Origin of the sequence: Polymorphospora rubra (genome assembly GCF_018324255.1) — a bacterium.
GTDB lineage: Bacteria > Actinomycetota > Actinomycetes > Mycobacteriales > Micromonosporaceae > Polymorphospora > Polymorphospora rubra.
Genome location: NZ_AP023359.1, coordinates 6,823,648 through 6,845,793, shown reverse-complemented (window position 1 = coordinate 6,845,793; position 22,146 = coordinate 6,823,648). Strand labels below are relative to the sequence as shown.

At 72.7% G+C, this 22,146-nt stretch carries 11 protein-coding genes and 2 pseudogenes; 8 read left to right on the top strand and 5 right to left on the bottom strand.

What is annotated here, in order from left to right; all coding sequences use genetic code 11:
* Window positions 1-38: 38 nt before the first annotated feature.
* The 8 genes and pseudogenes from Prubr_RS30605 to Prubr_RS37300 all read left to right on the top strand — a co-directional run.
* Window positions 39-4,025, top strand: a pseudogene (locus Prubr_RS30605) (type I polyketide synthase); the annotation flags it as partial.
* Between the two features lie 86 nt (window positions 4,026-4,111).
* Window positions 4,112-5,161, top strand: coding sequence for an ABC transporter ATP-binding protein (locus Prubr_RS30600; RefSeq protein ID WP_212818391.1), 1,050 nt, complete (start codon window positions 4,112-4,114; stop codon window positions 5,159-5,161).
* Between the two features lie 68 nt (window positions 5,162-5,229).
* A complete protein-coding gene (locus Prubr_RS30595; protein WP_246567861.1) occupies window positions 5,230-6,000 on the top strand; it encodes an ABC transporter permease in 771 nt (256 codons plus the stop codon).
* Between the two features lie 966 nt (window positions 6,001-6,966).
* Window positions 6,967-8,328: an AMP-binding protein gene (locus Prubr_RS30590; RefSeq protein ID WP_343221708.1), complete on the top strand. Its 1,362-nt coding sequence runs from the start codon at window positions 6,967-6,969 to the stop codon at window positions 8,326-8,328.
* A 137-nt stretch (window positions 8,329-8,465) separates the two neighbouring features.
* The gene (locus Prubr_RS30585) at window positions 8,466-9,167 is read left to right on the top strand and encodes an HAD-IA family hydrolase (protein ID WP_212828733.1); all 702 of its coding nucleotides are present in this window, start codon (window positions 8,466-8,468) and stop codon (window positions 9,165-9,167) included.
* Between the two features lie 211 nt (window positions 9,168-9,378).
* Window positions 9,379-10,305 (top strand): ABC transporter ATP-binding protein, encoded by a 927-nt coding sequence (locus tag Prubr_RS30580; protein WP_212818387.1) that lies wholly within the window; start codon window positions 9,379-9,381, stop codon window positions 10,303-10,305.
* Complete coding sequence (locus Prubr_RS30575; RefSeq protein WP_212818385.1) at window positions 10,302-11,039, top strand: ABC transporter permease; 738 nt, start codon at window positions 10,302-10,304, stop codon at window positions 11,037-11,039. The genes Prubr_RS30580 and Prubr_RS30575 overlap by 4 nt, the downstream gene beginning before the upstream one ends.
* A 417-nt stretch (window positions 11,040-11,456) precedes the next feature.
* Window positions 11,457-11,582 (top strand): DUF5988 family protein, encoded by a 126-nt coding sequence (locus Prubr_RS37300; protein ID WP_246567859.1) that lies wholly within the window; start codon window positions 11,457-11,459, stop codon window positions 11,580-11,582.
* 114 nt (window positions 11,583-11,696) lie between these two features.
* Here the strand turns inward: Prubr_RS37300 and Prubr_RS30565 are convergent, their stop codons facing one another.
* The 5 genes and pseudogenes from Prubr_RS30565 to Prubr_RS30550 all read right to left on the bottom strand — a co-directional run bounded on the left by Prubr_RS30565 (window position 11,697) and on the right by Prubr_RS30550 (window position 22,115).
* Window positions 11,697-12,527, bottom strand: coding sequence for a glycosyltransferase family 8 protein (locus Prubr_RS30565; protein WP_212818383.1), 831 nt, complete (start codon window positions 12,525-12,527; stop codon window positions 11,697-11,699).
* Window positions 12,528-12,740: 213 nt separating this feature from the next.
* Window positions 12,741-15,572 carry an ATP-binding protein gene (locus Prubr_RS30560; RefSeq protein ID WP_246567857.1) on the bottom strand — a complete coding sequence of 944 codons (2,832 nt, stop codon included), beginning with the start codon at window positions 15,570-15,572 and terminating at the stop codon, window positions 12,741-12,743.
* Window positions 15,573-15,863: 291 nt separating this feature from the next.
* Window positions 15,864-16,163, bottom strand: a pseudogene (locus tag Prubr_RS38360) (helix-turn-helix domain-containing protein); the annotation flags it as partial.
* Between the two features lie 713 nt (window positions 16,164-16,876).
* Window positions 16,877-18,742 carry an AAA family ATPase gene (locus Prubr_RS37290; protein WP_246567854.1) on the bottom strand — a complete coding sequence of 622 codons (1,866 nt, stop codon included), beginning with the start codon at window positions 18,740-18,742 and terminating at the stop codon, window positions 16,877-16,879.
* Between the two features lie 982 nt (window positions 18,743-19,724).
* Complete coding sequence (locus Prubr_RS30550) at window positions 19,725-22,115, bottom strand: ATP-binding protein (protein ID WP_212818381.1); 2,391 nt, start codon at window positions 22,113-22,115, stop codon at window positions 19,725-19,727.
* Window positions 22,116-22,146: the final 31 nt, after the last annotated feature.

Sequence of the window (22,146 nt, the reverse complement as noted above, 5' to 3'; positions counted from 1 at the left end):
CCGATGAGGAGCCCCCGATGAGTGTCTCGCTGGACGAGGTCGTCGGCGCCCTGCGCGCCTCTCTCCGCGACAACCAGAAGCTGAAGCAGGAGAACCAGCGGCTCACCGCGACGCTCAGTGAACCGATCGCCATCGTCGGCATGAGCTGCCGGTTCCCCGGTGGCATCAGCTCGCCGGAGGAGCTGTGGGACCTGGTCGCCGCCGGCACCGACGCGATGGTGCCGTTCCCCGACGACCGGGGATGGGACCTTGACTCGATCTACGACCCGGACCCGGACCGGCGGGGCGCCTCGTACGTGCGCGAGGGCGGCTTCCTCTACCCGGCCGGCGACTTCGACCCGGCGTTCTTCGGCATCTCGCCCCGCGAGGCCCTCGCCATGGACCCGCAGCAGCGGCTGCTGCTGGAGGCGTCCTGGGAGGCGTTCGAGCGGGCCGGGATCGACCCGACCACCGTGCGCGGTGCACCGACCGGGGTGTTCGCGGCGACGGGCACCCAGGGCGAATACGCCGCTCTGCTCACCGGCGGCGGCGTCGACGGCTTCATCGCCACCGGGAACGCCTCATCGGTGGCCAGCGGCCGGATCTCGTACGTGCTGGGCCTGGAGGGGCCGGCCGTCACCGTCGACACCGCGTGCAGCTCGTCGCTGGTCGCCCTGCACCTGGCCTGCCAGTCGCTGCGGCTGGGGGAGTGCTCGCTCGCCCTGGCCGGCGGTGCGGCGGTGATGCCCACCCCGGCGGTGTTCGTCGAGTTCAGCCGGCAGCGCGGGCTGGCCCAGGACGGACGCTGCAAGCCCTTCGCGGCGGCGGCGGACGGCACCGGCTGGTCCGAGGGGGTCGGCATGCTGCTCGTGGAGCGGCTCAGCGACGCCCGCCGCAACGGCCACCGGGTGCTCGCCGTCATCCGGGCCAGCGCGATCAACCAGGACGGGACGACCAGCGGGCTCATCGCGCCCAACGGCCCCGCGCAGCGCCGGGTCATCCGGGCCGCGCTGACCGCCGCCGGGCTGACCGCTTCGGAAGTGGACGTCGTCGAGGCGCACGGCACCGGCACGACGCTGGGCGACCCGATCGAGGCGCAGGCGTTGCTGGCCACGTACGGGCAGGGTCGGCCGGCCGACCGGCCGCTGCTGCTGGGCTCGGTGAAGTCCAACATCGGGCACACCCAGGCGGTGGCGGGCGTCGCCGGCGTCATCAAGATGGTGCTGTCGATGCAGCACGGGGTGGTGCCGGCGACCCTGCACGTCGACGCCCCCACCCCGCACGTCGACTGGTCGTCGGGGGCGGTGTCGCTGCTCACCGAGGCGGTGCCGTGGCCGGCGACCGGCCGGCCCCGGCGGGCCGGCGTATCCGCGTTCGGGATGAGCGGCACCAACGTGCACGCCATCATCGAACAGGCGCCCCCGGCCGACGGGCCGGGCGAGGGCGCCGCCACCCCGGGCGCGGCGCCGGCGGTCGAATTCGGGCCCGACGTCCCGGTCCCCTGGCTCGTCTCGGCGCGGTCGGCGCCGGCGCTGGCCGGACAGGCCCGCCGGCTGCTGGCCCTGATCGACGAGCGACCCGAGACGTCCCCTGTGGACGTCGGCTGGTCGCTGGTCACCACCCGGGCCACGCTGCCGCACCGGGCCGTGGTGCTCGGCGCCGACCTCGAGGAATTGCGCGACGGCCTGCGGGCGGTGGCGGAGGAGGGCATCGCGCCCCGGGTGGTCCGGGGCGTGGCCCGGGCCGGGGGCAAGCTCGCGTTCCTGTTCACCGGTCAGGGCGTGCAGCGCCCGGGAATGGGGGCCGGGCTCTACCGGGCCTTCCCGGCGTTCGCCGCCGCCTTCGACGAGGTGGCCGAGGAACTGGACCGGCACCTGCCCCGCCCGCTGCGGGAGGTGGTCTTCGCCGCGCCGGACAGCCCGGCCGCGGCACTGCTGGACCGCACCGAGTTCACCCAGCCGGCACTCTTCGCGTACGAGGTGGCCGCCTTCCGCCTGGTGACCGGCTGGGGGCTGCGCCCGCACCAGCTCCTGGGCCACTCGGCCGGCGAACTGGCCGCCGCGCACGTGGCCGGGGTGCTGTCGGTGGCCGACGCCGCCGCCCTGGTCGCCGCCCGGGGCCGGCTCATGCAGGCGCTGCCCGACGGCGGGGCGATGCTCGCCGTACGCGCCAGCGAGGCCGAGGTGGCGCCGCTGCTCGCCGAGGGGCTGGCGTTGGGTGCGGTGAACGGGCCCGAGTCGGTGGTGCTCTCCGGGACCGAGGCGGCCGTCGACCGGGCCGCCGAACAGTTGGCCGGACAGGGCCGGCGCATTCGGCGGCTGCGGGTCAGCCACGCCTCCCACTCGGCGTTGATGGACCCGATGCTCGACGACTTCCGGGTGGTCGCGGAGAAGCTGACCTTCCACCCGCCGACCCTGTCGATCGTCTCCGGCCGCACCGGCGAGGTGCTGACCGCACAGGAGGCCACCGACCCGGAGTACTGGGTCCGGCACGTCCGCGACACCGTCCGGTTCCACGACGGCATACTCACCCTCGACTCGGTCGGGGTGACCACGTTCCTGGAGCTCGGGCCGGACGGTGCGCTGACCGCTCTCGGCCGCGAATGCCTGCCCGACGCGGGCCCGGCGTTCGTCGCGGGCAGCCGCCGGGACCAGCCCGAACCGGCCACCCTGCTGGCCGCGCTGGCCGCCGTGGACATGCGCGGCGCCGGCCTGGACTGGCCGGCGCTGTTCGCCGGCTCCGGAGCCGGCCGGGTCGACCTGCCCACCTACGCCTTCGCCCACGAACGGTTCTGGCCGGCGCCGATCCGGTTCGAGATGCTCGGGCCACGAACCGATGCGACGCCCGAGGTGGACGTCGTACCGGCCGTGGCGACCCGTCAAAGCGGCGGCGGGGACCTGGCCGGGGCGCTCGCCGCGCGGCTGGCCGCCACCGGCCCGGACGAGCGGTACCAGATCGTGCTCGACCTGGTCCGTGCCCTGGTCGCCACGGTGCTCGGGCACATCTCGCCCACCGCCGTCGACCCGGACGAGGACTTCCTGGCGGTCGGATTCGACTCGCTGACCGCGCTGGAGCTGCGGGACGCGCTGCGCCACGAGACCGGCGCGGAGCTTTCCGCCACCCTGCTCTTCGACCACCCGACCCCGGCGGTGCTGGCCCGCCACCTGGTCGACCAGCTCGGCGGGGCGGCGCCGTCGATGGCGCCGCCGGCCAACACCGGCGGCATCCTCGGTGGCCTGTTCCGGCAGCCCGCCGCCCGCGAGAACGCGGCCGAGTACGCCGACGTGCTGCTCAAGTTGTCCCGGTTCCGGCCGGCCTTCACCGAACCGGCGGAGCTCACCCACCCGGCCGGCATCCTCCGGCTCGCGCAGGGCACCGGCGGGACGGCGCCGCTGGTCCTCTGCTGCACCATGTCGCTGCTCTCCGGCCCGCACGAGTACGCCCGGCTCGCCGCCGGCTTCCGCGGGCAGCGGGACGTGTACGCGCTGCCCAACCCGGGTTACGGGGCGGAGGAGGAGCTCCCCGCCGACCTCGGCGCGCTGCTGCGGGTGCATGTCGCCACCGTGCTCGACGCGGTGGGCGCCGGACCGTATCTGCTGGGCGGCCACTCCGGCGGCGCGATGGTGGCGAACGTGCTGGCCCGGGAGCTGGAACGGCAGGGGCGTCCGCCCGCGGCCGTGGTGCTGATGGACACCTACCCGGCCGACAGCGAGGTGCTGGGCCGGTGGGTGCCGCAGCTGCTCGGCGGGATGACCGACCGGGACAGCGCGTACACCCCGATGGACGACTGGCGTACGACCGCGTGGGCCGGCTACCTGCCGCTGTTCTACGACTGGCGACCGGGGGCGATGGACATCCCGACGCTGCTGGTCCGGGCCGCCCAGCCACTCGGAGAGTGGGGCGGGGAGGACGGGGAGTGGCGGTCGAGCTGGCCGTATCCGCACGAGGTGATCGACGCCGACGGGGACCACTTCACGATGGTCGGTGAGAACGGCCCCCGGGTCGCGGCGGACATCCAGAAGTGGTTGGTGGACCACGGGTTCTGACCCGGGTCCCCTAGCATCCGCGCGGCGACCCCTAACCGCGCGCGCACATCTATCCGACAAGTCACCCGGACGGGAGCATGACGGGCGTGGACGAGGCAGTGGTGGTTACGGAGCTGGTCAAGAAGTACCGGCCGAACATGCCGCCGGCGGTGGACGGGCTGACGTTCTCCGTCGCCGCCGGCGAGGTCTTCGGGCTGCTCGGGCCGAACGGCGCGGGCAAGACCACGACGATCGGGGTGCTCACCACACGGGTGCGCGCCACCTCCGGCAGTGCGACGGTCTGCGGCGCCGACGTGGTCCGGTCACCGGCCGTCGCGCGGAAACTCCTCGCGGTCGTGCCGCAGCGGGTGAACCTGGACCGGGCACTGACGGTACGGCAGAACCTGCTGTTCCACTCGGCCTACCACCGGATGCCCCGCCGGGACCGGACCCGCCGCGCCGACGAGTTGCTGGAACAGATGGGGCTGCGGGACCACGCCAACTCCCGCACCGACATCCTCTCCGGTGGCCTGGCGCAGCGGGCGATGATCGCCCGGGCGTTGATGCACCGGCCCCGGGTGCTCTTCCTCGACGAGCCCGCCGGTGGCCTCGACCCGCAGTCACGGCTGTTCGTCCACGACCGCATCGCCGAGCTGCGCGGGGCGGGTGTGACCGTGGTGATGACCACGCACGACATGGACGAGGCCGAGAAGCTGTGCGACCGGGTCGGGATCGTCGACCACGGCCGCCTGCTGGCCCTCGACACGCCGACCGCGCTGACCCGTACGCTGCCCGGCAGCAGCACGCTCAGCATCGGGATCAGCGGCGGTCCGGGCGCCGAGGAGGTGCACGCCGCCCTCGGCAACCTCCCGGACGTGGAACGGGTCGAGCGGGTCCGGGCCGGGGCACGCCCCAGCACCGACGCCGCACCGCCCATGTTCCCGGGCATGCCGCCGATGCCGGCGCCGCCCGCTCCGGAGCCGGACGACGACGCGAGCCCCACCTTCCGGGTCTACACGAGCACCCAGCCGGCCAACGTGATCCCGATGGCGTTGAAGATCCTTTCCGATCTGCGCTGCGAGGTGCGGGAGCTCGGCATCGGCCAGCCCAGCCTCGAGGACGTCTTCATCCACCTGACCGGAAGGGACCTTCGGTGAGCGTCACCGCCCCCGCCATGCCAGCCGGACCGACCACGGGCGATCTGCCACCCGCCCCGGTAAGCCCGATGGAGCAGTTCGCCACGTTCCGCGCCGTGCTCTGGCGGGATCTCTTCGTCACCAGCCGGGAGCTGGTGGGCTTCCTCGCCCAGGTGTTCTTCCAGCCCCTGTTCATGCTGCTGATCTTCGGCAAGGTGCTGGCCGACCTCGGCTACGCCAGCAACGACTTCGCCAACGTGCTGCTGCCCGGTGTGATCGCGTTGAACGCGTTCCTGATCGGCCTGGAGAACACGGCGTTGCCGATGGTGATGGACTTCTCCTACACCCGGGAGATCGAGGACCGCCTGCTCTCGCCGATGTCCATCCCCCTGGTGGCGCTGGAGAAGATCGTCTTCGGTGCGATCCGGGGGGTGATCGCCGGGCTCGTGCTGATCCCGGTCGGCATGCTGATGCTCGGCGTCAGCTGGCCGTGGAGCGCCCTGCTGCCGGTGACCGGAATCCTGCTGGCCGGCTCCCTGGTCGGGGCGGCGATGGGGTTGACCTTCGGCACGCTGGTTCCGCCGCAGCTCATCCAGATCATGTTCACCGTCATCATGACCCCGCTGATGTTCACCGGCGCCAGCCAGTTCCCGCTGCTGGCGATCGGCGGCCTGCCCTGGTTCCAGGTGATCTGCGCGCTCAATCCGCTGACCTACGTCAGCGAGGGCATGCGGGCGGTGGTCGCGCCGAACGGCGTGGAGTCGGTGCCGCTGTGGATCTGCCTGAGCGTCCTCGCCGGCGTCTTCGTCTTCTTCACCACGGTCGGGGTACGCGGCTTCATGCGCCGCGCGATGGACTGACTCCGTCGTCCAGGACACGGACCCCACGGCGTCCTCTTCGCCGTGGGGTCCGTGTCCTGCGCCCGGTGTCCGGTGTGTATGCGGGCGGGGCGGAGGCAATGCGTCCACCCCCGGCCCGCACGGGTCCACCGGGGATGTCGTGCGGCGCGGCGTCGGCGGTCCGCGGGGTGGCAGCGGGGCATTCCGATTGTCCCGCGGCGGCGGATCGACGAGACCGGTCCCGGCCGGGGAGTGAATCTGTCTACGCCGTGTGTGTTCCGGCGGGCGGTGCGCGCACAAAGTCCGGTACGTGCAATTGATATGTGGGTCGGCGTACGGATGCCATCTCCGGCCGGATCGGGAATGGGTAATCGATTCCCGTCGGCGCGGTCGGGACAGTTGTCGGCCGGAAGGGGAGTTGCAGTCGACAACTGATCTTGGTTGTCGATTGTGGGGGCCGGGCCCGATTCCGCACGTGCGGCAAACCGCTGTCACCGTCGGCCCGCCTGACACGTCGGTACGCCCACCCCTACCCGCGGGCCGTGGTCGATGTTCGTCCTCCAGTACGTGGCAGGGCCATCCTCACAGGAAATTCTCAGCCTTCACCGCCGATTCCGGCCTGCCAGAATCGAGATCGACTCTGCCCCGGTGGTCGGCCCTGCTCGATGGTGGTCCGGTCGCGGCCCGGCGCATCTTCGCTGATCGGCAGATCCGTTGTCGGCCTTTTTGCAGTCCCACTGCGTCAGTCGAGTTCTCGCCGCCTAATGAAGATCCCGGTTGGCTCCTAGGGGTTGTGTTACGCGAAGGCTTCCCTCTAATTTCGAAACCATCGGCCCGCGTCCGCACCGAGTGGCGAGACAAGATCTGGGCTGAACGTACTTATGACGCGAGAGGTCTGCGTGATTGTGATGTGCCCGCCGAGGTCGACGGCCCGTCACACAGCCGGCCGAGGTTAGCGCGAATGGTGCTGCTGGCCGGGGTCGGCAGATCCGGAATGGACCACGGGGACGCGGTCACGGTGGCGGGTCGCACCCTTTCCAGCGAGGCGCTGCTGGGCTGCGCGACAGCGGTCGCCGACCGGGTCCGGGGGCCGCGGCCGTCGCGGTCGACGCGGCGCCGAGCATCGAGGCAGTGGTGGCGATGGTGGGCGCCGTCCACGCGGGGGTGCCCCTCGTACCGTTGCCACCCGGCGGCGACGAGCGGGAGCGCAACCGGATCCTCCGGGAGTCGAACGCCACCCTGGTCCTCGACTGCGCCGCCGGGCGCCCGTCCGGCGGCCTGCCGACCGTCCCCGTGGAACTCGGGCGGCGCTCCTCGACACACCATCCCGAACCGGACCCGACCACCGACGCGCTGATCCTCTACACCGGCGGTGCCACCGGGCGCCCACGTGGCGTACGGATCTCCCGCCGGGCCATCGCGGCCGAGCTGGACCTGCTCGCCGAGGCCTGGCGCTGGAGCGCCGAGGACGTCCTGGTCCAACGGCTACCGCTGTTCCGGGTGTACGGGCTGGTCGTCGGTCTGCTCGGCACGTTGCGGGTGGGGGGCCGGCTCGTGCACCTCGACGTCGAGCAGGACGTCGTCGTGCCCGCCGGCACGATGTATCTGGGCCTGCCCCGGCAGTGGGCGCGGATCTCGCGCGAGCCGGCCCGGGCCCGCCCACTGACCCGGGCACGGGTCCTGATCTCCGCCGACGACCCGCTGCCGGCTCCGGTCGCCGAGCGGTTGCGGGCGTTCACGGCGCGCTCGCTCGTGCAGGGATACGGCACGACCGAGACCCTCATCGCCGTGACCGGCCGGGCCGACGCCAGCCGTGAACCCACGGCCACCGGGCTGCCCCTGCCCGGCGTCGAGACCCGGATTCTCGACCGGGAGGACCAGCCGGTGCCGGCCGACGGCGAGTCGGTCGGTGAGCTGAGCATCCGGGGGCCGACGCTGTTCAGCGGATACGTCGACCGCGCCCACGCGGCGGTCGGTGCCGGGGACTGGCACCCGACGGGGGACCTGGCGACCGTGTGCCCGGACGGCTCGTACCGGATCATCGGGCGGCGGCACGACATCGCCCACGTCGGGTGTGGCCGGATCGACGTCGCCCTCGTCGAGGACACGCTGCTGGGCTTTCCGGGGGTGGCCGACGCGGTGGTGGTCGCGGCCCCGCACCCGGTGCTCGGCGAGTACGTGACCGCGTACGTCGCCGCCGCCGGGGGAGTGACCGCGCAGATGCTCATCGACCACGTCGGACGGTACCTGTCGGCCCGGCAACGGCCCCGGTACGTCCACTTCCTCGACGAGATTCCACGTACCGCGCACGGGCGGGTCAGCAGGTCCAGGCTCGACGCCGTCCGGTGAGCGTGCCGCCGGCACGCGGGGAGCTGTCCGCCCGCGCACCTTCGGCACCCGTAGCGACCCCTACCCCGGCCGGCCGGACCCGGTCCGCCCGTGCACCGTGCGGCGGACCCGGTCGCGGTCCGTAGCATCCGGGTGTGATGGAGCAGATCCAGCCGCCGTCGGCCGCCCACCGGCCGGTCCGGGCCGTCCTTCTCGACCTCGACGGGGTGCTGGTCGACAGCATCGAGGTGGCGTGGGAGGCGTTCACCCGCGCGTACGCCGAGGTCGTCGGTGACGGCGCGGCACCGGTCGACGAGTACTGCCGGTATCCCGGTCACCACCTGCCGGACGTGCTGCGGATGATGGGCCTGCCCGCCGCGATGGCGGAGCCCTTCGTCCGGGAGAGCCACCGGCTCGCCCACCGTGTCTCGCCGGTGCCCGGTGTGCCCGAGCTGCTCGGGACGCTGCGCCGGCGTGGAGCCCGGCTGGCCGTCGCCACCGGCCGAAGTGGCGTACGCGCCCGGACCCTGCTCGACCGGCTCGGTCTGCTGGCGAGCTTCGACCACGTCATCGGGGCGGACGAGGTCCCCCGGCCCAAGCCGGCACCCGACATCGTGCTGCGCGCTCTTTCCCTGCTGCGGGTCCCGCCCGGGGAGGCGGTGCTGGTCGGCGACGCGGCGAGCGACATCGCCAGCGCCCGGGGTGCGGGCGTCACCGCCGCGGCGGCGCTGTGGGGCGAGTCGGACCCGGACACCCTGCTCGCGGCGGGACCGGACGTCGTGCTGGCGTCCCCGGTCGACATCCTGCGGTTCTGCCCGGCCGGCGCGGCGGACCGGCCGGCCGACGTTCACGGTGGGTGACGGGCCGCGACCCCTGCCATCGGCCGCCAGACCCCGATCTGTCGGCTGATGGGTTGATCCGATTCTCCCCGAACCGGATGATGGCCGGGTAAGCCGGGCAACGATGGTCGCGCCGGTGCGCGCAGCCGGCTGACCGCCCGACCGGCCCACCGCCGACGTGCCGCGACCGCCACCGGTCACCAGCCAACGGCAGCACACGGAGGACCAAGCCATGCCGGTCATCGAAGTCGAGCATCTCCACAAGCGGTACGGCGAGAAGGTCGCGGTCGCGGATGTTTCCTTCACCGTGGAGCAGGGCGAGATCTTCGGGGTGCTCGGACCGAACGGGGCCGGCAAGACGACCACGGTCGAGTGTGTCCAGGGCCTGCGGCGTGCCGACGGTGGCAGCATCCGGGTGCTCGGCCTCGACCCGCTGCGCGACCGTGCCGAGGTGCGCCAGCGCGTCGGCGCCCAGCTCCAGGAGAGCCAGCTGCCGGACAAGCTGCGGGTGTGGGAGGCGCTGGACCTCTACCGGTCCTTCTACCGCAACCGGGCCGACATCGACGAGCTGCTGTCCGACCTCGGCCTGATCGAGCAGCGCAACACCTACTTCCAGAAGCTCTCCGGCGGGCAGAAGCAGCGGTTGTCGGTGGCGCTGGCCCTGGTCGGCCGGCCGGAGATCGCCGTCCTGGACGAGCTGACCACCGGGCTCGACCCGCAGGGGCGCCGGGACACCTGGGACCTGGTCGACCGGATTCGCGACCGGGGCGTCACGGTCGTACTGGTCACCCACTTCATGGAAGAGGCGGAACGCCTCTGCGACCGGCTGGCGATCATCGACCGGGGCCGGGTGGTGGCCATCGACACCCCGGCGGGCCTGACGGCCCGGGTCGGCAGTGAACACCGGGTGCACTTCCGTACCAGCGAGCCGGTCGAGGACGCGTGGCTGCTCGAGCCGTCCGAGGTGAAGGGCGTGTCCCGGGACGGTGCGGAGGTGACGGTGACCGGCACGGAGGACGTACTCCAGGCGGTCCTCTCCGTGCTCAACGGACGCAAGATTCCCTACAGCGCCCTGCGGGTCGAACAGCCCACCCTCGACGACGCGTTCGTCTCCCTCACCGGCCGGTTCGGCCGCCCGATCGACGAGAGGTCCTCGTGAGCGCCCTGACCAAGCTGATCGCCGTCGAGGCGAAGCTGTTCCTCCGGGAGCCGGTGTCGCTGTTCTTCGTCTTCGCCCTGCCGATCGGTCTGATGCTCGTCTTCGGGTTGCCGCAGCGCGGCGCGTCGGGCGACACCCCCGGGCAGCACGGCGAGCAGACCTTCCTGCCCTCCCTCGCGCTGGCCCTGACGATCGGGATGCTCGCCCTGTTCACCCTGCCGATGGCGCTCGGCATCTACCGGGAGCGCCGGATCCTGCGGCGCCTGGCGACCACCCCGGTTCCGCCCGGCTTCCTGCTGGTGGCGCAGGTCGTGGTCAACCTCGGCATGGGTGTCCTCGGTGCGGTGGTCACCGCGATCGCCGTACGGTTCCTGCTCGACCAGCCGGCGCCGGCGAACGTCCCGGGCTTCCTGCTGGCCTTCGTCCTCGGGGTGGCCTGTCTCTTCGCCGTCGGGCTGCTGATCGCGGCGCTGGCACCGTCCGCGCGGGCGGCGCAGTCGATCGGGCCCGCGTTGTTCTTCCCGCTGCTGTTCCTGGCCGGCACCTGGCTGCCCCGCGACCAGATGCCCGCCATCCTGGCCCGGATCGGCGACTACTCGCCGCTGGGCGCCACCGTGGACACGATCGGCGCGGCGTGGGCGGGCAGCGGCCCCGCGGTGCCCCAGTTGCTCGTCCTGGCCGTGACGGCCGTGCTCTGCTCCGTGCTGGCCACCCGCTTCTTCCGCTGGGAGTGAGCCCGCGGCCGGCTTCTCGTGACTCGTCGTGCCTGGCCAGGGCAGTCCTAGGGGAGCGTAAGGGTGTTCGGTCGAGTGTGACCTGGATTACATTCGAGGCGAACGGGCGGGCCGGTCACCGTCAGCGACGTGCGACCACGAGCCCCGTCCGTTGGCCCGGTAATCGGGTGTCGTCAAGCCTGTGCGGACGATTCCGCCGTCAACGGTGCCGGCAAGCGTCGCAGGCGTGCGAATACGACGGAGGTCGCGCCATGAAGGACTTTTCCGAGTCGGCTACCACTGTCCGCCCGGCGGTCGGCCCGGTCGTCGCCGCCGACGACCGGCTCACCAGAGACGCTGCCGGCATCATCGACGTCGTCCTCGAGGGCCGGACCCGCCGACCTTCCGCCCGGCCTGCGCAGCCACCGGGTGACGCGGGTGGCGGAGAAGATCAAGGTCCAGTACAACGGCGGCTACGAGCACTTCGGGCGGGACTCCCCGGTCGACGTCGTCGACGTCCCGGTGGTCTTCCGCTGGACAGGTCGTACCCGGATCGCCGAGTGACGAACGCGGCCGGCCGCTGCCGGACCATCGTCGGGAACAGCTAAGGGCAGGGCCCACGCTCCACGAGCGTGGGCCCTGCCCTTACGTCCTTGCCGCTGGTCCCAGGTGCGGGCGTCAACGTCGGGTGCGTAGCAGTCCACCGGTGAGGCGGCGATGCTTCCAGTACAGGTCCCGGCGCGCGCCCTTGTCGAAGTTGGGCTGCCAGGGCTTGAGCGGCCCGTTGCAGTGGATGATCGCCGCGTCGGACAACCTGCCGCCGAACTCCGGCTCCAGCCGCCACGACATGACGTCGTTCCAACGCCGCGACAGCCTGAGCCAGTTGCCGTACACGGCGAAGTTCAGGGCGTCCTGGTCGGGATAGCGGGACTCCTGCGCGTGGCGGTCCAGGTAGCTGATGGACCGTTCGGTGACGCCCGCCGCCTTCCACGCGGGGACGTCGATGAGAAGCACGCCCGAGTTGAAGTACGACGCGCGCGGATCCATGCCGTAGGACATCATGCCGGGCAGGCCGCCCATGTCCAGCAGGCGCCGGTTGAAGGCGTCCCGTACGGCGCCGATGGGCACACCACCCATGTCCATCTCGAACAGCGGCTTGAGCGTGTCGGTGCACAGCACGTCACAGTCCATGTAGAGCACCCGCTCCACCTGGGACGGGAGTGCCTCGGGCACCAGGAGCCGCAGGTACATGGCGGGCGAGAGGTACTGCATCATCACCGGGTCGCACCCGATGGACTTGCTCAGCCGGGTCGCGTCCACGTCGAGATACGAGATCGTCGCGTTCGGCCCTGCCGCGCGGTCCAGGACCGCGCGGGCCCGCTGGTTGACGTCGTCGGCGGTGACCACCCAGTAGCGCAGTTCGTCGTCCGGCATGACGTCCGCCACGGTCGCCATGACCACGGCCGCGTGGGCGGCGTACGCGGCGTCGAAGGTCAGGGTGAAGTCCACGGAGCTCTCCTCGGTGAATTCGAGCGTGGGCGCCCGAAGTTAGCCCGCCGAACGAAGCGGGCGCAAGGAAGACAATGGGAACGGAAAGCGTTCGTCGTGCCACCCCCTACCGTCGGTACGGGATGCGGGTCCAGCCCTTATCCGACCCCTATCGATCTTGGATGGCGAGGTCGGGTCGGTTCGCCGTCCGGCCGGTCGGCGGCGGTGGCCGGCTCAGCGGACGCCGAGCCGTAGGTCCTCGTGGAGTCCGTCGGCCAGCGACGTCAGTCCGGCCGGCAGGTGGGCCCGTCGCTTGACCTTCAGCTTCCGGTAGACCCGGGTCAGGTGCTGTTCCACGGTGCTCACCGTGATGTGGAGCCGGGCCGCGATCTCCCGGTTGGTGTAGCCCCGTGCGGCGAGCACCGCCACCCGGCGCTCCGCGTCGCTGAGTTGGTCGTCGGCGTCCTCGTCGGGAACCGCCGACACATCGGACAGACCGGCGCCGGGCTCGGTGAGCAGCAGCCGCCGGCAGAGCAGTTCCGCGCCGCACTCCCTGGCCAACTGGTAGGCGCGGCGGACCATCGCCCGGGCCCGGGCGAGGTCGCCGAGCGTACGCAGGGTCTGACCCAGATCGGCGAGAGTGTGGGCGAGTTCCACCCGATCGCCAACTGCCTGCAGCTTCTCCGCCGCCTCCTTCAGCAGCGCCAGCCGCCGCTCGATGGGCACCGTCGCGGCGAGCAGCCGCAGCGCCGTACCGTGGACGCGCGGGTTGCCGGGCGCCCCGTGCAACTGCTCGCGGATCAGGTCGCCGGCAGCCCGGGGACGCCCGAGCCGGAGCTGCGTACGGGCCATCTCCAGCCGCCACGGGACCAGGGCGGGCAGGTCCGTCCCCCATCGCCTCATCAGCTCGGCGCAGGTCTGGAAGTCGTTCATCGCCGCATGGTGCCGCGTGGTCGCCAGGTGGTAACGCCCCCGGGCCTGGAGGTAGTGCAGGCCGATCGGGGTGTCGAACATCGCCGCCGGCACCGGGACCGTCAGGTGCCGTACGGCGTCCTCGAGGTTGCCGGTCTCGGTCGCGGCGAGCAGCAGGGTCGACAGCGGTGCGCCGATCGCCACCCCCCACGCCCGCACCGGTACGGCGGCCAGCGCGGCCAGCGCCTGTTCCTGCGCCCGGCCGAGGTCGCCCAGCCGCAGTGCCGCCTCCGCACGTACGGTCCGCAGCACCGCCTGCCAGATCGGCGCGGCACCGGCGGCGGTCCGGCGCCACAACAGGTCGCCCCAGACCGCGGCCCGGTCGGCGCGGCCGGCATAGAGGAGCGCGGTCAGCGCGGCGGTCATCGGGCCCAGGGTGTTGCCGTCGAACTCGCACCACTGCAGCAGGTGCTCGGCACCGGCCGCCAGCTCGTCGTCCGGGGTCTGCGTCAGCACCCCGGCCAGCAGGGTCACGGCCTGCAACGGTGGGCCGACGGGCTCCGGGGCGGCGGACATCTTCGTCCCCGTGCCGGACGTCTGCCGGACGCCGGCCAGGTGTGCCGGGTTCGATGCCGACACCAGCAGCTTCATCGCCCGCAACCGGGCGGCGGTTTCGACGGGCAGCCGGTCCGCGTCGGCGGCGAGCCGCTCCAACGCGTCGACGGCGTCGGTCACCCGGCCCTCCCACAGCAGGTACGGCACCGTGGCCAGGGTCTCCCGGGCGGGCAGCCGGTCGGCGCGGGCGGCGGCCACCAGTTCGCCGAGGTGACCACTGGCGGTCACCGGATTGACCTGCCACTGGGCGTTGACCAGCAGCGCCGTGCTGATGGCCCGCTGCCGTTCGTCGGTGCCGGCCTCGATGGCCAGCCGCAGGCAGGAGCCGGCCAGCTCGGGTTTGCCGGCGGCGAGTGCCTGTTCGGCGGCGTCGTGCAGCACCGGCACGGTCCACGGCGCGTCGCCGGTGGTGCCGGCGGCGATCAGGTGGGCGGCGACCACGGTCGGGGCGGCCCCGTCGTCGCGCAGCAGGTTGGCGGCCCGGGCGTGCAGTTCGCGCCGGTCGTCGATCGGCATGTCGTCGAGGACCGTGGCGGCCATCTGGGCGTGCCGGAAACGCCCCCGGTCGGTGAGGCCGGACATGTCCAGTAGCCGTACCAACTGGGCCGCGGCTTCCGGCACCACGCCGATCAGCCGGGCGACCAGTTCCGGTGCCGCCTGGTCACCGAGTACGGCCAGCGCCCTGGCCACCTGCCGGACGGGTTCCTCGTGGCGGTAGAGACAGCCGAGCACGGCCTGCCCGAAGGTGATACCGAGGTGCAGCGCGGCCGGAGCGGAGCCGTCCGCGGGCCAGACCTGGTCCTCGATCAGCGCGCGGGCCAGCAGCGGGTTGCCGCCGCTGATCGCGAGGGAGTCGGTCAGCTCGGTGCTGGCCCGGGCGTCGAGGCGGGCTGCCGCCAGCTGGCCGAGCCCCCGGTTGGACAGTGGTGGCAGCGACACCCGAACGCAGTAGGGCTGGCTGAGCAGTTCGGCCCGGAACAGCGGCTGCGGTGACTGTGGGCGGATGGATTCGGTCAGCACCAGCACCACCGGCGCGCAGCGCAGCCGGCGCGCCAGGTAGAGGAGGCAGTGCAGCGAGGCGGTGTCCGCATGGTGCAGGTCGTCGACGGCAAGTACCAGCGGCCCCTGTTCGCCGAGGTCGACCACGGCGGTGAACAGTTCCTGCAGTACCTGTGCCCGGCGCTGGTCGCCGGCGCGCAGCCGGGCCGGGGTTTCGCCGCCCGGATCCCCCAACTCGCCGGCGAACGCCGGATCGCGCAGGAGCTCGGCTGTCCGCTGCGCGGCCGGGGCCGGCAGCCGGGCGGCGTGGAAGAGCTGTCCCATGATCCCGAATCGCAGGCTGCGTTCGGTGCGGGAGCCGGCCGCGCCGAGGAACCGTCCGCCGGCGGGCACCACGTGTTCGGCGAACGCGTGCAGCAGCGCCGTCTTTCCGCTGGCCACCGCGCCGGTGATCAGCACCACCCGGCCCTGGCCGTCGCCGGCGTGCCCGAGCGCCTCCCGCAGCCGTCCGAGTTCCTCGTCGCGTTCGATCAGCTCCACCCGCGGTTCCCGCCCTGTTCGTCGACATCGCCCGGAGGTCGGGCGGCCCGTGCCGTCGGAGCGGCCGGGGCAGGGGTGCGTCGAGCCCGGGCCGGGCGCATGTCCGGCCCGCGTGGCGGTACGGCCGCCGACCGGCGGGTCCTGCCTGCCTGCGGACAATCCCGTCGATTTCCGCTACCCCGAACGGGAGTCTTCCACCGCGGCAGGGGCCGGACAACCAGGGAGAAACCCTTGTGCTGCCAGGGTTCCGGCTGCTAAGACCGCACACCTTGTTAGGGGTCGAGCTGGGGTTTACTGCGCCCTGGCCGGCACCGTGGACTCGGCGCGGGACACGGCTGGGCCCCAGCGCAGCCGGCCGGACAGTTCCCGGCGGCGGGTCACCTTCAGCTTGCGGTAGATGCGGGTGAGGTGTTGCTCCACGGTGCTCACCGTCAGGAACAGCTTCGACGCGATCTCCCGGTTGGTGTGGCCCTGCGCGGCGAGGGTGGCGACCCGCTGCTCGGCAGCGCTCAGCTCGCTCATCGGTGCGGCGACCTCGGCACCGACCGGCGCGGCCAGCGTGCCCGCGGCCGGCGGGCCGGTCAGCACCCGGGTGGTGGCGATCCCGGGCAGGGGCGCGGCCATCGTCGCCGGGTCGGCGAGCACCGATTCCGCCGTGCCGTTGAGGGAGCGTCTCAGCAGCTCGACCCGGCACTGTTCGGCGACCGTGCGAGCGGAGCGGACCGCCAGCTCGGCGTGCCGGTGGTTACCCAGCACGCGGTGGGCCACCCCGAGGTCGGTCAGGGCGTGTGCCAACTCCACCTGGTCGCCGCATTCCTGGAGCAGCTGGGCGGCCTCCCACAGCACGGGCGGGCGGCGGGTGGTGTCGGTCGTGGCGGCGAGGGTACGCAGCGCCGCTCCCCGCAGCCGCTTGTGCCGCGGACCGATCCGGTCGAGCTGCTCGCCGATCAACCGGCTGGCCAGCTTCTGTCGCCCGAGGCGCAGACAGGTGCGGGCGGCGTCGGTCCGCCACGGAACCAGCGTCGGCAGGTCGATCTGCCAGCGGGCCAGCAGCTCACCGCAGAGCTGGAAGGCGACCAGCGCCGACTCGGCGTTGCCGGTGGCCAGGTGGTACTGCCCTCGGGCCCGCAGATAGCACAGGCCGAACGGGGTGTCGAACATGGCCTGCGGCACCGGCACCCGCAGGCACTCGGCCGCCTCTTCGAACCGTCCCATCAGGGTGGCCGCCCGCAACCGGGTGGCCAGCGGAATGCCGACCAGCACACCCCAGCTCTCCGGGGACATCGCGGCGAACGCGTCACGGGTCAGTTCCAGCGCCTGCGCCAGGTCGCCGCGCCGGATCGCGACCTCGGCACGGACGGCGGCCAGAAGGGCCAGCGCGGTCGGGTGCCGGTGGGGCGTCGGATCCCCGCCGAGCCGCCGGCACCACTCGTCGACGGTGTCGAGGCGTTCGGCCTGGACCAGTGTGAACAGTGCGGTGACGGTCGGCCAGAGTCGATGTTCGTCGAGCCCCGCCCCAGCAGGACCTGTTCGGCGGCGCGTACGGTGTCCTGTTCGAAGTCCCCGGTCAGGACCGCGCTGAGGGTGGCGCGGCCCTGCAGCCGGGCCCGGATCCGGGCGACGGTGAACCGGTCCCGCCGGGTCGTGCCCAGCTCGCGGCGCAGGTCGGGCAGCAACGACGGATAGAACGACGACAGCCAGACCCGGGCGACGAACAGTTCCGCGGCCAGGTCGGCGTCGTCCCGCGCCTGGGTGGACTTCAGGTGCCGGATGATGTCGAGGGCTTCGGACACCCGGCCGTGCCACGTCAGGTGATGGATCAGTCGCAGTCCCTGCCGGCCGGTCAGGTGCCCCTCCCGTGCGGCCTCGGTCAGATCGGGGAGGTGCCGGATGGTGGTCGCCGGGTCGATCCGCCATTCGACCCGGGCAAGGGCGGCGCGGACCCGGGCCCGTTGCGGCCGGTTGGTGCAGTAGCGTTCCGCGGTGCGCAGGTAGCGGCGGGCCCGCTCGACGTCGCCGTCGAGGAGTACCTGGTCGGCGGCCTCCAGCAGGACGGTCACCGTCCACGGCTGGCTGACGGTGGTGGTCTCGACCAGGTGCGGGGCGACCGTCGTGGCCGGAGCGCCCTTGTGGTGGAGCAGCTCGGCGACCCGGCCGTGCAGCGCCGCCCGCTCCTCCGGCACCATGCCGGCGAGGACGGCCCGGGTCACCTCCGGCGAGCACAGGCCGTGCTCGTCGAGCAGCCCGGCGGTGGTCGCCGCGCTGAGCGCGGTCGCGGTGGCCGGTGGTATGCCGAGCAGTTGGTGGACCAGTTCGGGGTCGATGTCACCGCCGGCCACCGCGACCGCCCGGGCGATCTCGAGCACCCGGTGCTCGCAGCGGTAGAGGCAGGCGAGCACCGCCTCGTCGAAGGCGTCACCGGTCACGAGTTCGCCGGCCGGGCGGTCCGTGCCGTGGTTGTCGTCGAGCAGTGCGTCGACCAGCAGCGGGACGCCGCCGGTCGCCCGGTGGCAGTCGGTGGCCAGTTGCTCGGCCGTCGCCTCGCCGAGCCGTGCCTCGAGTACGGCGCGGACCCCGCCGCGGGACAGCGGGGCCAACCGGATGCGGCGGATACCCGACGGGTGCAGCAGCTCCGCGTATGCCTCGGGGTGTCTCACCTGGATGCGGGGAGACTCGGTGAGCAGCAGCATGATGCGCGCGGAGCGGAGCCGCCGGACGAGGTACGCCAGGCAGCGCAGCGAGGCGGTGTCGGCGTGGTGCACGTCGTCCACGGCGATCACCAGTGGTTCCTCGGCGGCCAGGTCCAGCAGTACGTTGCCGAGCTGGTGGGGCAGGCGCGCGTCGAGCTGGTCGCCGATGTCGGCGGCCGACAGCGGCGAGCCCCGCAGGCTGTCGTCGAGCAGTTCGTCGACCTGTCGCTGACGGGCGCCGGCGAGGCGGGAGTGGCGGAAGAGTTGCCGCATCACGCCGAGCGGCATCTCGCGCTCCGCCCGGGAGGCGGCGGCGCTCAGGACCCTGGTGCCGGTCCTGCTGGCTCGGGCCGCGAAGTGGTGCACCAGTTCGGTCTTGCCCGAGGCCACCGCGCCGGTGACGACCACCACCGCGCTGCGGCCCGCGAGGCAGTCACGCAGATGGTCGTCCAGTCGTGCGAGCTCGGTTTGGCGTTCCACGAGGTACAAGAAGTGCCGCCTCCCGAGGACGATCACGATGGGGCCGACCGTCGACCGTATTCACACTCCGCCATGCGTAACCGCGAGGGTCCGCGACCAGAATCATGCCAGGATCACACGATGTCGCGACTGCGGCTGCCGGGGACGGGCACGAGTCTGTCATTCGACACGGTTGACTCGCAATGGTGCGGGCTGATGTACACGAGAAATTTCTCGGTGCCGACACGTGCCGCGGGTGGGGTGCGGATGGGGCGGTTGGTACGGCTCGCGCAATGAGTGTCGGTAGGAAGCATTAGATCTTGATCATGGCGCTTTTCGGGAAGTGCGCCTATGTGAGTCGCTTGAGGTGAATGGTGGTCTTGATCTTACCGATAGCTGATTTCGTTTGGTATATGCTTCATGACCGTTTTGTGGTGCCATTCGATTACCTCAGGTGGCGACTTCTTTACTTCGGGTGGCACTCTCTTTGTTGGTGAGGGCTCGTCTTTGGCTGATCCTACCCTCGGTCCCAGTCTCCTCACAATGGGTTGTTGTTGCTGTTCGGGGTGCCTGTCGTGGTGCCGGTTGTCGGATGGTCGCGCCTGTCGGGTCGGACTCGAATGGGCGGGCTGGTAGGGGTGGAACGTTGCTCGTCCGGCGGTCGGCCCGGTCGACGGGCGTCGGTGTCGCGGGTGTCGCGATGGGTGATCGTGCGTCGTGTCGGCGCACCGCGTGGGGGTGGTGGAACATCGTCATATCTGATTGAGGTTACAGTTATTTAACATGACTGGACTGAATGCGTGACGTTCCGGCCTCGGAAATTCGTGTGTTCGGCGGGTGGGCCCCACCCGCCACGTTCCATCGCGGTTTGTCGATTGGCTCGGGAGTGGGCAGGCGGTCGCACGTCGCGCACGGATCCGCCGAATCCGCAAAGGACCGACCCGCGACCGGCCGCCCCGAGGTCAGGAAACAGCTGAGATTCGCCCGGCTGACCGACGGACCGCTACCCGGGGGGCCGGGCGGCCAGTTCCCGTTGGAGAGCCGCCCGAAACGTCCGTACCTCCGGGGCGTCCAGCTCGCCGCACCGGTCCAGTGCCCGCTCGCGTAGCACCTGCGCCTCCGCCGGCCGGTCGTGGTCGGCCAGCGCCGCGAGGGCGTACAGGGTCTGGGCCTCCCACCACGGGCTGGACAGCGCGCAGAACAGCGCCAGCGCCTGCCGCAGCGCGTCGGCCGCGTCGTCGACCTCGCCCAACGCCCGTACCGCCAGGCCGTACCGGTAGGTGGCGTGCGCCTCGCTGAACGTCGCGCCGCACCGGTCGAAGGTCCGCCGGGCCCGGTCGAACTCGTCGGCGGCCTCCCGCCAGCGGCCGAGGCCGGCCAGGGCCCCGCCGAGGGAGATCATCGCCGCGCCCTGCGTGACCGCCGCACCGGTACGGGTGAGGCCGTTGTCCCGCCGGTAGAACGCGAGCACCTCCCGGTGCAGGTCGGCCGCTTCGGCGTACCGGCCGAGCGCGGCCAGCGCCGCGCCCTGGGCGCTCGCCGCGCAGTGCTCGCCGAGGGCGTACCCGGCCTGACGGAACAGGCCCACGGCCCGGCGGCACGGGTCGAGGGCCGCCGCCGCGTGGCCGGTCCGGACCAGGACCGCCGCGCAGTACGTCAGTGCCCACGCCTCCTCCCGGCGGTCCCCGATCCGCCGGGCCAGCTCCAGCGCGCGGTCCAGGACGGTCCGGGCCTCGGCGTTGCGGTCCCGGCAGAAGTAGTGCGCCCAGCCGAGGAAGTTCAGCAGTACGGCCTCGTCGCGGGGGCGACCGGCGGATCGCGCGGCGGCCGCCCCGAGCGCGAAGATCTCGTCCCAGGGGTGCCGGTGGCTGTTCGCGTCCGAGTACCAGTGCAACGACCGGGCCACCCGGATCACGTCGGTGTGCCGGCCGGCCCGGGCCGCGTCGCGCAGCGCCGCCAGCCAGTTGCCGGACTCGCGGTCCAACCAGGACGCCGCCGCCCGGTCGTCGGCGACGGGGGCGTCCGCCCGGTCGGCGACCGGCTCGAACACGGCGCCGGCCCGCTCGGTACGGCGCAGCAGCCAGCCGACCATCCGGTCGTGCGCGGCCGCCCGGTCGACCGGGTCCTCCTCGCCGTCGAGGCGTTCGGCGGCGTAGAGCCGGACCAGGTCGTGGAAGTGGTAGCGGTCGCCCGACGACAGCAGCACCCCGGCCTCGACCAGTTCCTCCACGGCCAGGGCCGCCGCCTCCTCGTCGGTGCCGGCGACGGCGGCGACCAGGCTCTCGTCGAAGTCGGCGCCGGGAATCAACGAGGCGCGCCGGAACACCGCGGCGGCCGCCGGGTCCAGCTGCCGGTAGGAGACCTCGAACGCGGCCCGGATGCCCAGATCTCCGGCCGTCAGCACGGTCAGGCGCCGACGCTGGTCGTGCAGCAGGTCGACCAGCCGCCGTATCGACCACCGGGGCCGGCTGGCGAGCCGGTTGCCGGTGATCCGGATGGCCAGCGGCAGCCGACCGCAGAGCGTGACGAGCTGGTCGGCGGCGTCCGGTTCGGCCGCGACCCGCTCGGGGCCGACGATCGCGGCCAGCAGCTCCCGGCCGGCGGCCGGATCCAGCAGGTCGAGCGGCTGCCGGACGGCGCCGGCCAGACCGGTCAGCGGACGCCGGCTGGTGACCAGCGCCAGGCAGTGCCGGCCGGCCGGCAGCAGCGGGCGTACCCGGGCCTCGTCCGCGGCGTCGTCGATGACGACCAGCAGTCGGCGGTTCCGGGTCAGGGTGCGGAACAGGCCGCCCCGCTCGGCCGGGGAGACCGGGACGAGGCTGTCCGGCACGCCGAGGGAGCGCAGGAACCCGGCCAGCGTGTCGGCCGGGTCGGCGCCCTGCAGGTCGGCGAAGAGTTGCCCGTCGCCGAACGCCGCGCTGAGCCGGTGTCCCGCCGCGACGGCGAGGCTGGTCTTGCCGATCCCGGGCGGCCCGTGCAGGACGACGACGCGGGCGGCCCCGGTGTCCGCGACGGCCAGCGCCGAGAGCTGGTCGAGGGCGTCCGACCGGCCGGCCAGGTCCGGGACGGCGGCGGGCAGTTCCCCGGGTACGACCGCCGCCGGCGGGTCGGCCGGCTGCGGTGTCGGGTCCGGCGGTCGCCGTTCGGCGCGGGCCAGGTCGAGGAACCGGCTCCGTTCCGGGCCGGCGAGCCGCAGCGCGTCGGCGAGAAGGACGGCGGTACGCCGTTGCGGGCTGCGTACCCGGCCCCGCTCCATCTCCCGGATGCTGCGGACGCTGGAGCCGGACGCCTCGGCCAGCGCCTCCTGGGTGAGGCCCAGGCTCCGCCGGAGACTCCTGAGCCGGTCGCCGAACCGGTCACGCTGCTCCTGACCCGTGGCTATGGCTCCCCCCAACCATCCGCCTACGCGTGCTCCCGCGACGCCG

Coding starts and splice junctions, on each gene's coding strand:
- Prubr_RS30585 (WP_212828733.1), top strand. CDS start 8,466: ATGGAGCAGATCCAGCCGCCGTCGGCCGCCCACCGGCCGGTCCGGGCC.
- Prubr_RS30595 (WP_246567861.1), top strand. CDS start 5,230: ATGGAGCAGTTCGCCACGTTCCGCGCCGTGCTCTGGCGGGATCTCTTC.
- Prubr_RS30580 (WP_212818387.1), top strand. CDS start 9,379: ATGCCGGTCATCGAAGTCGAGCATCTCCACAAGCGGTACGGCGAGAAG.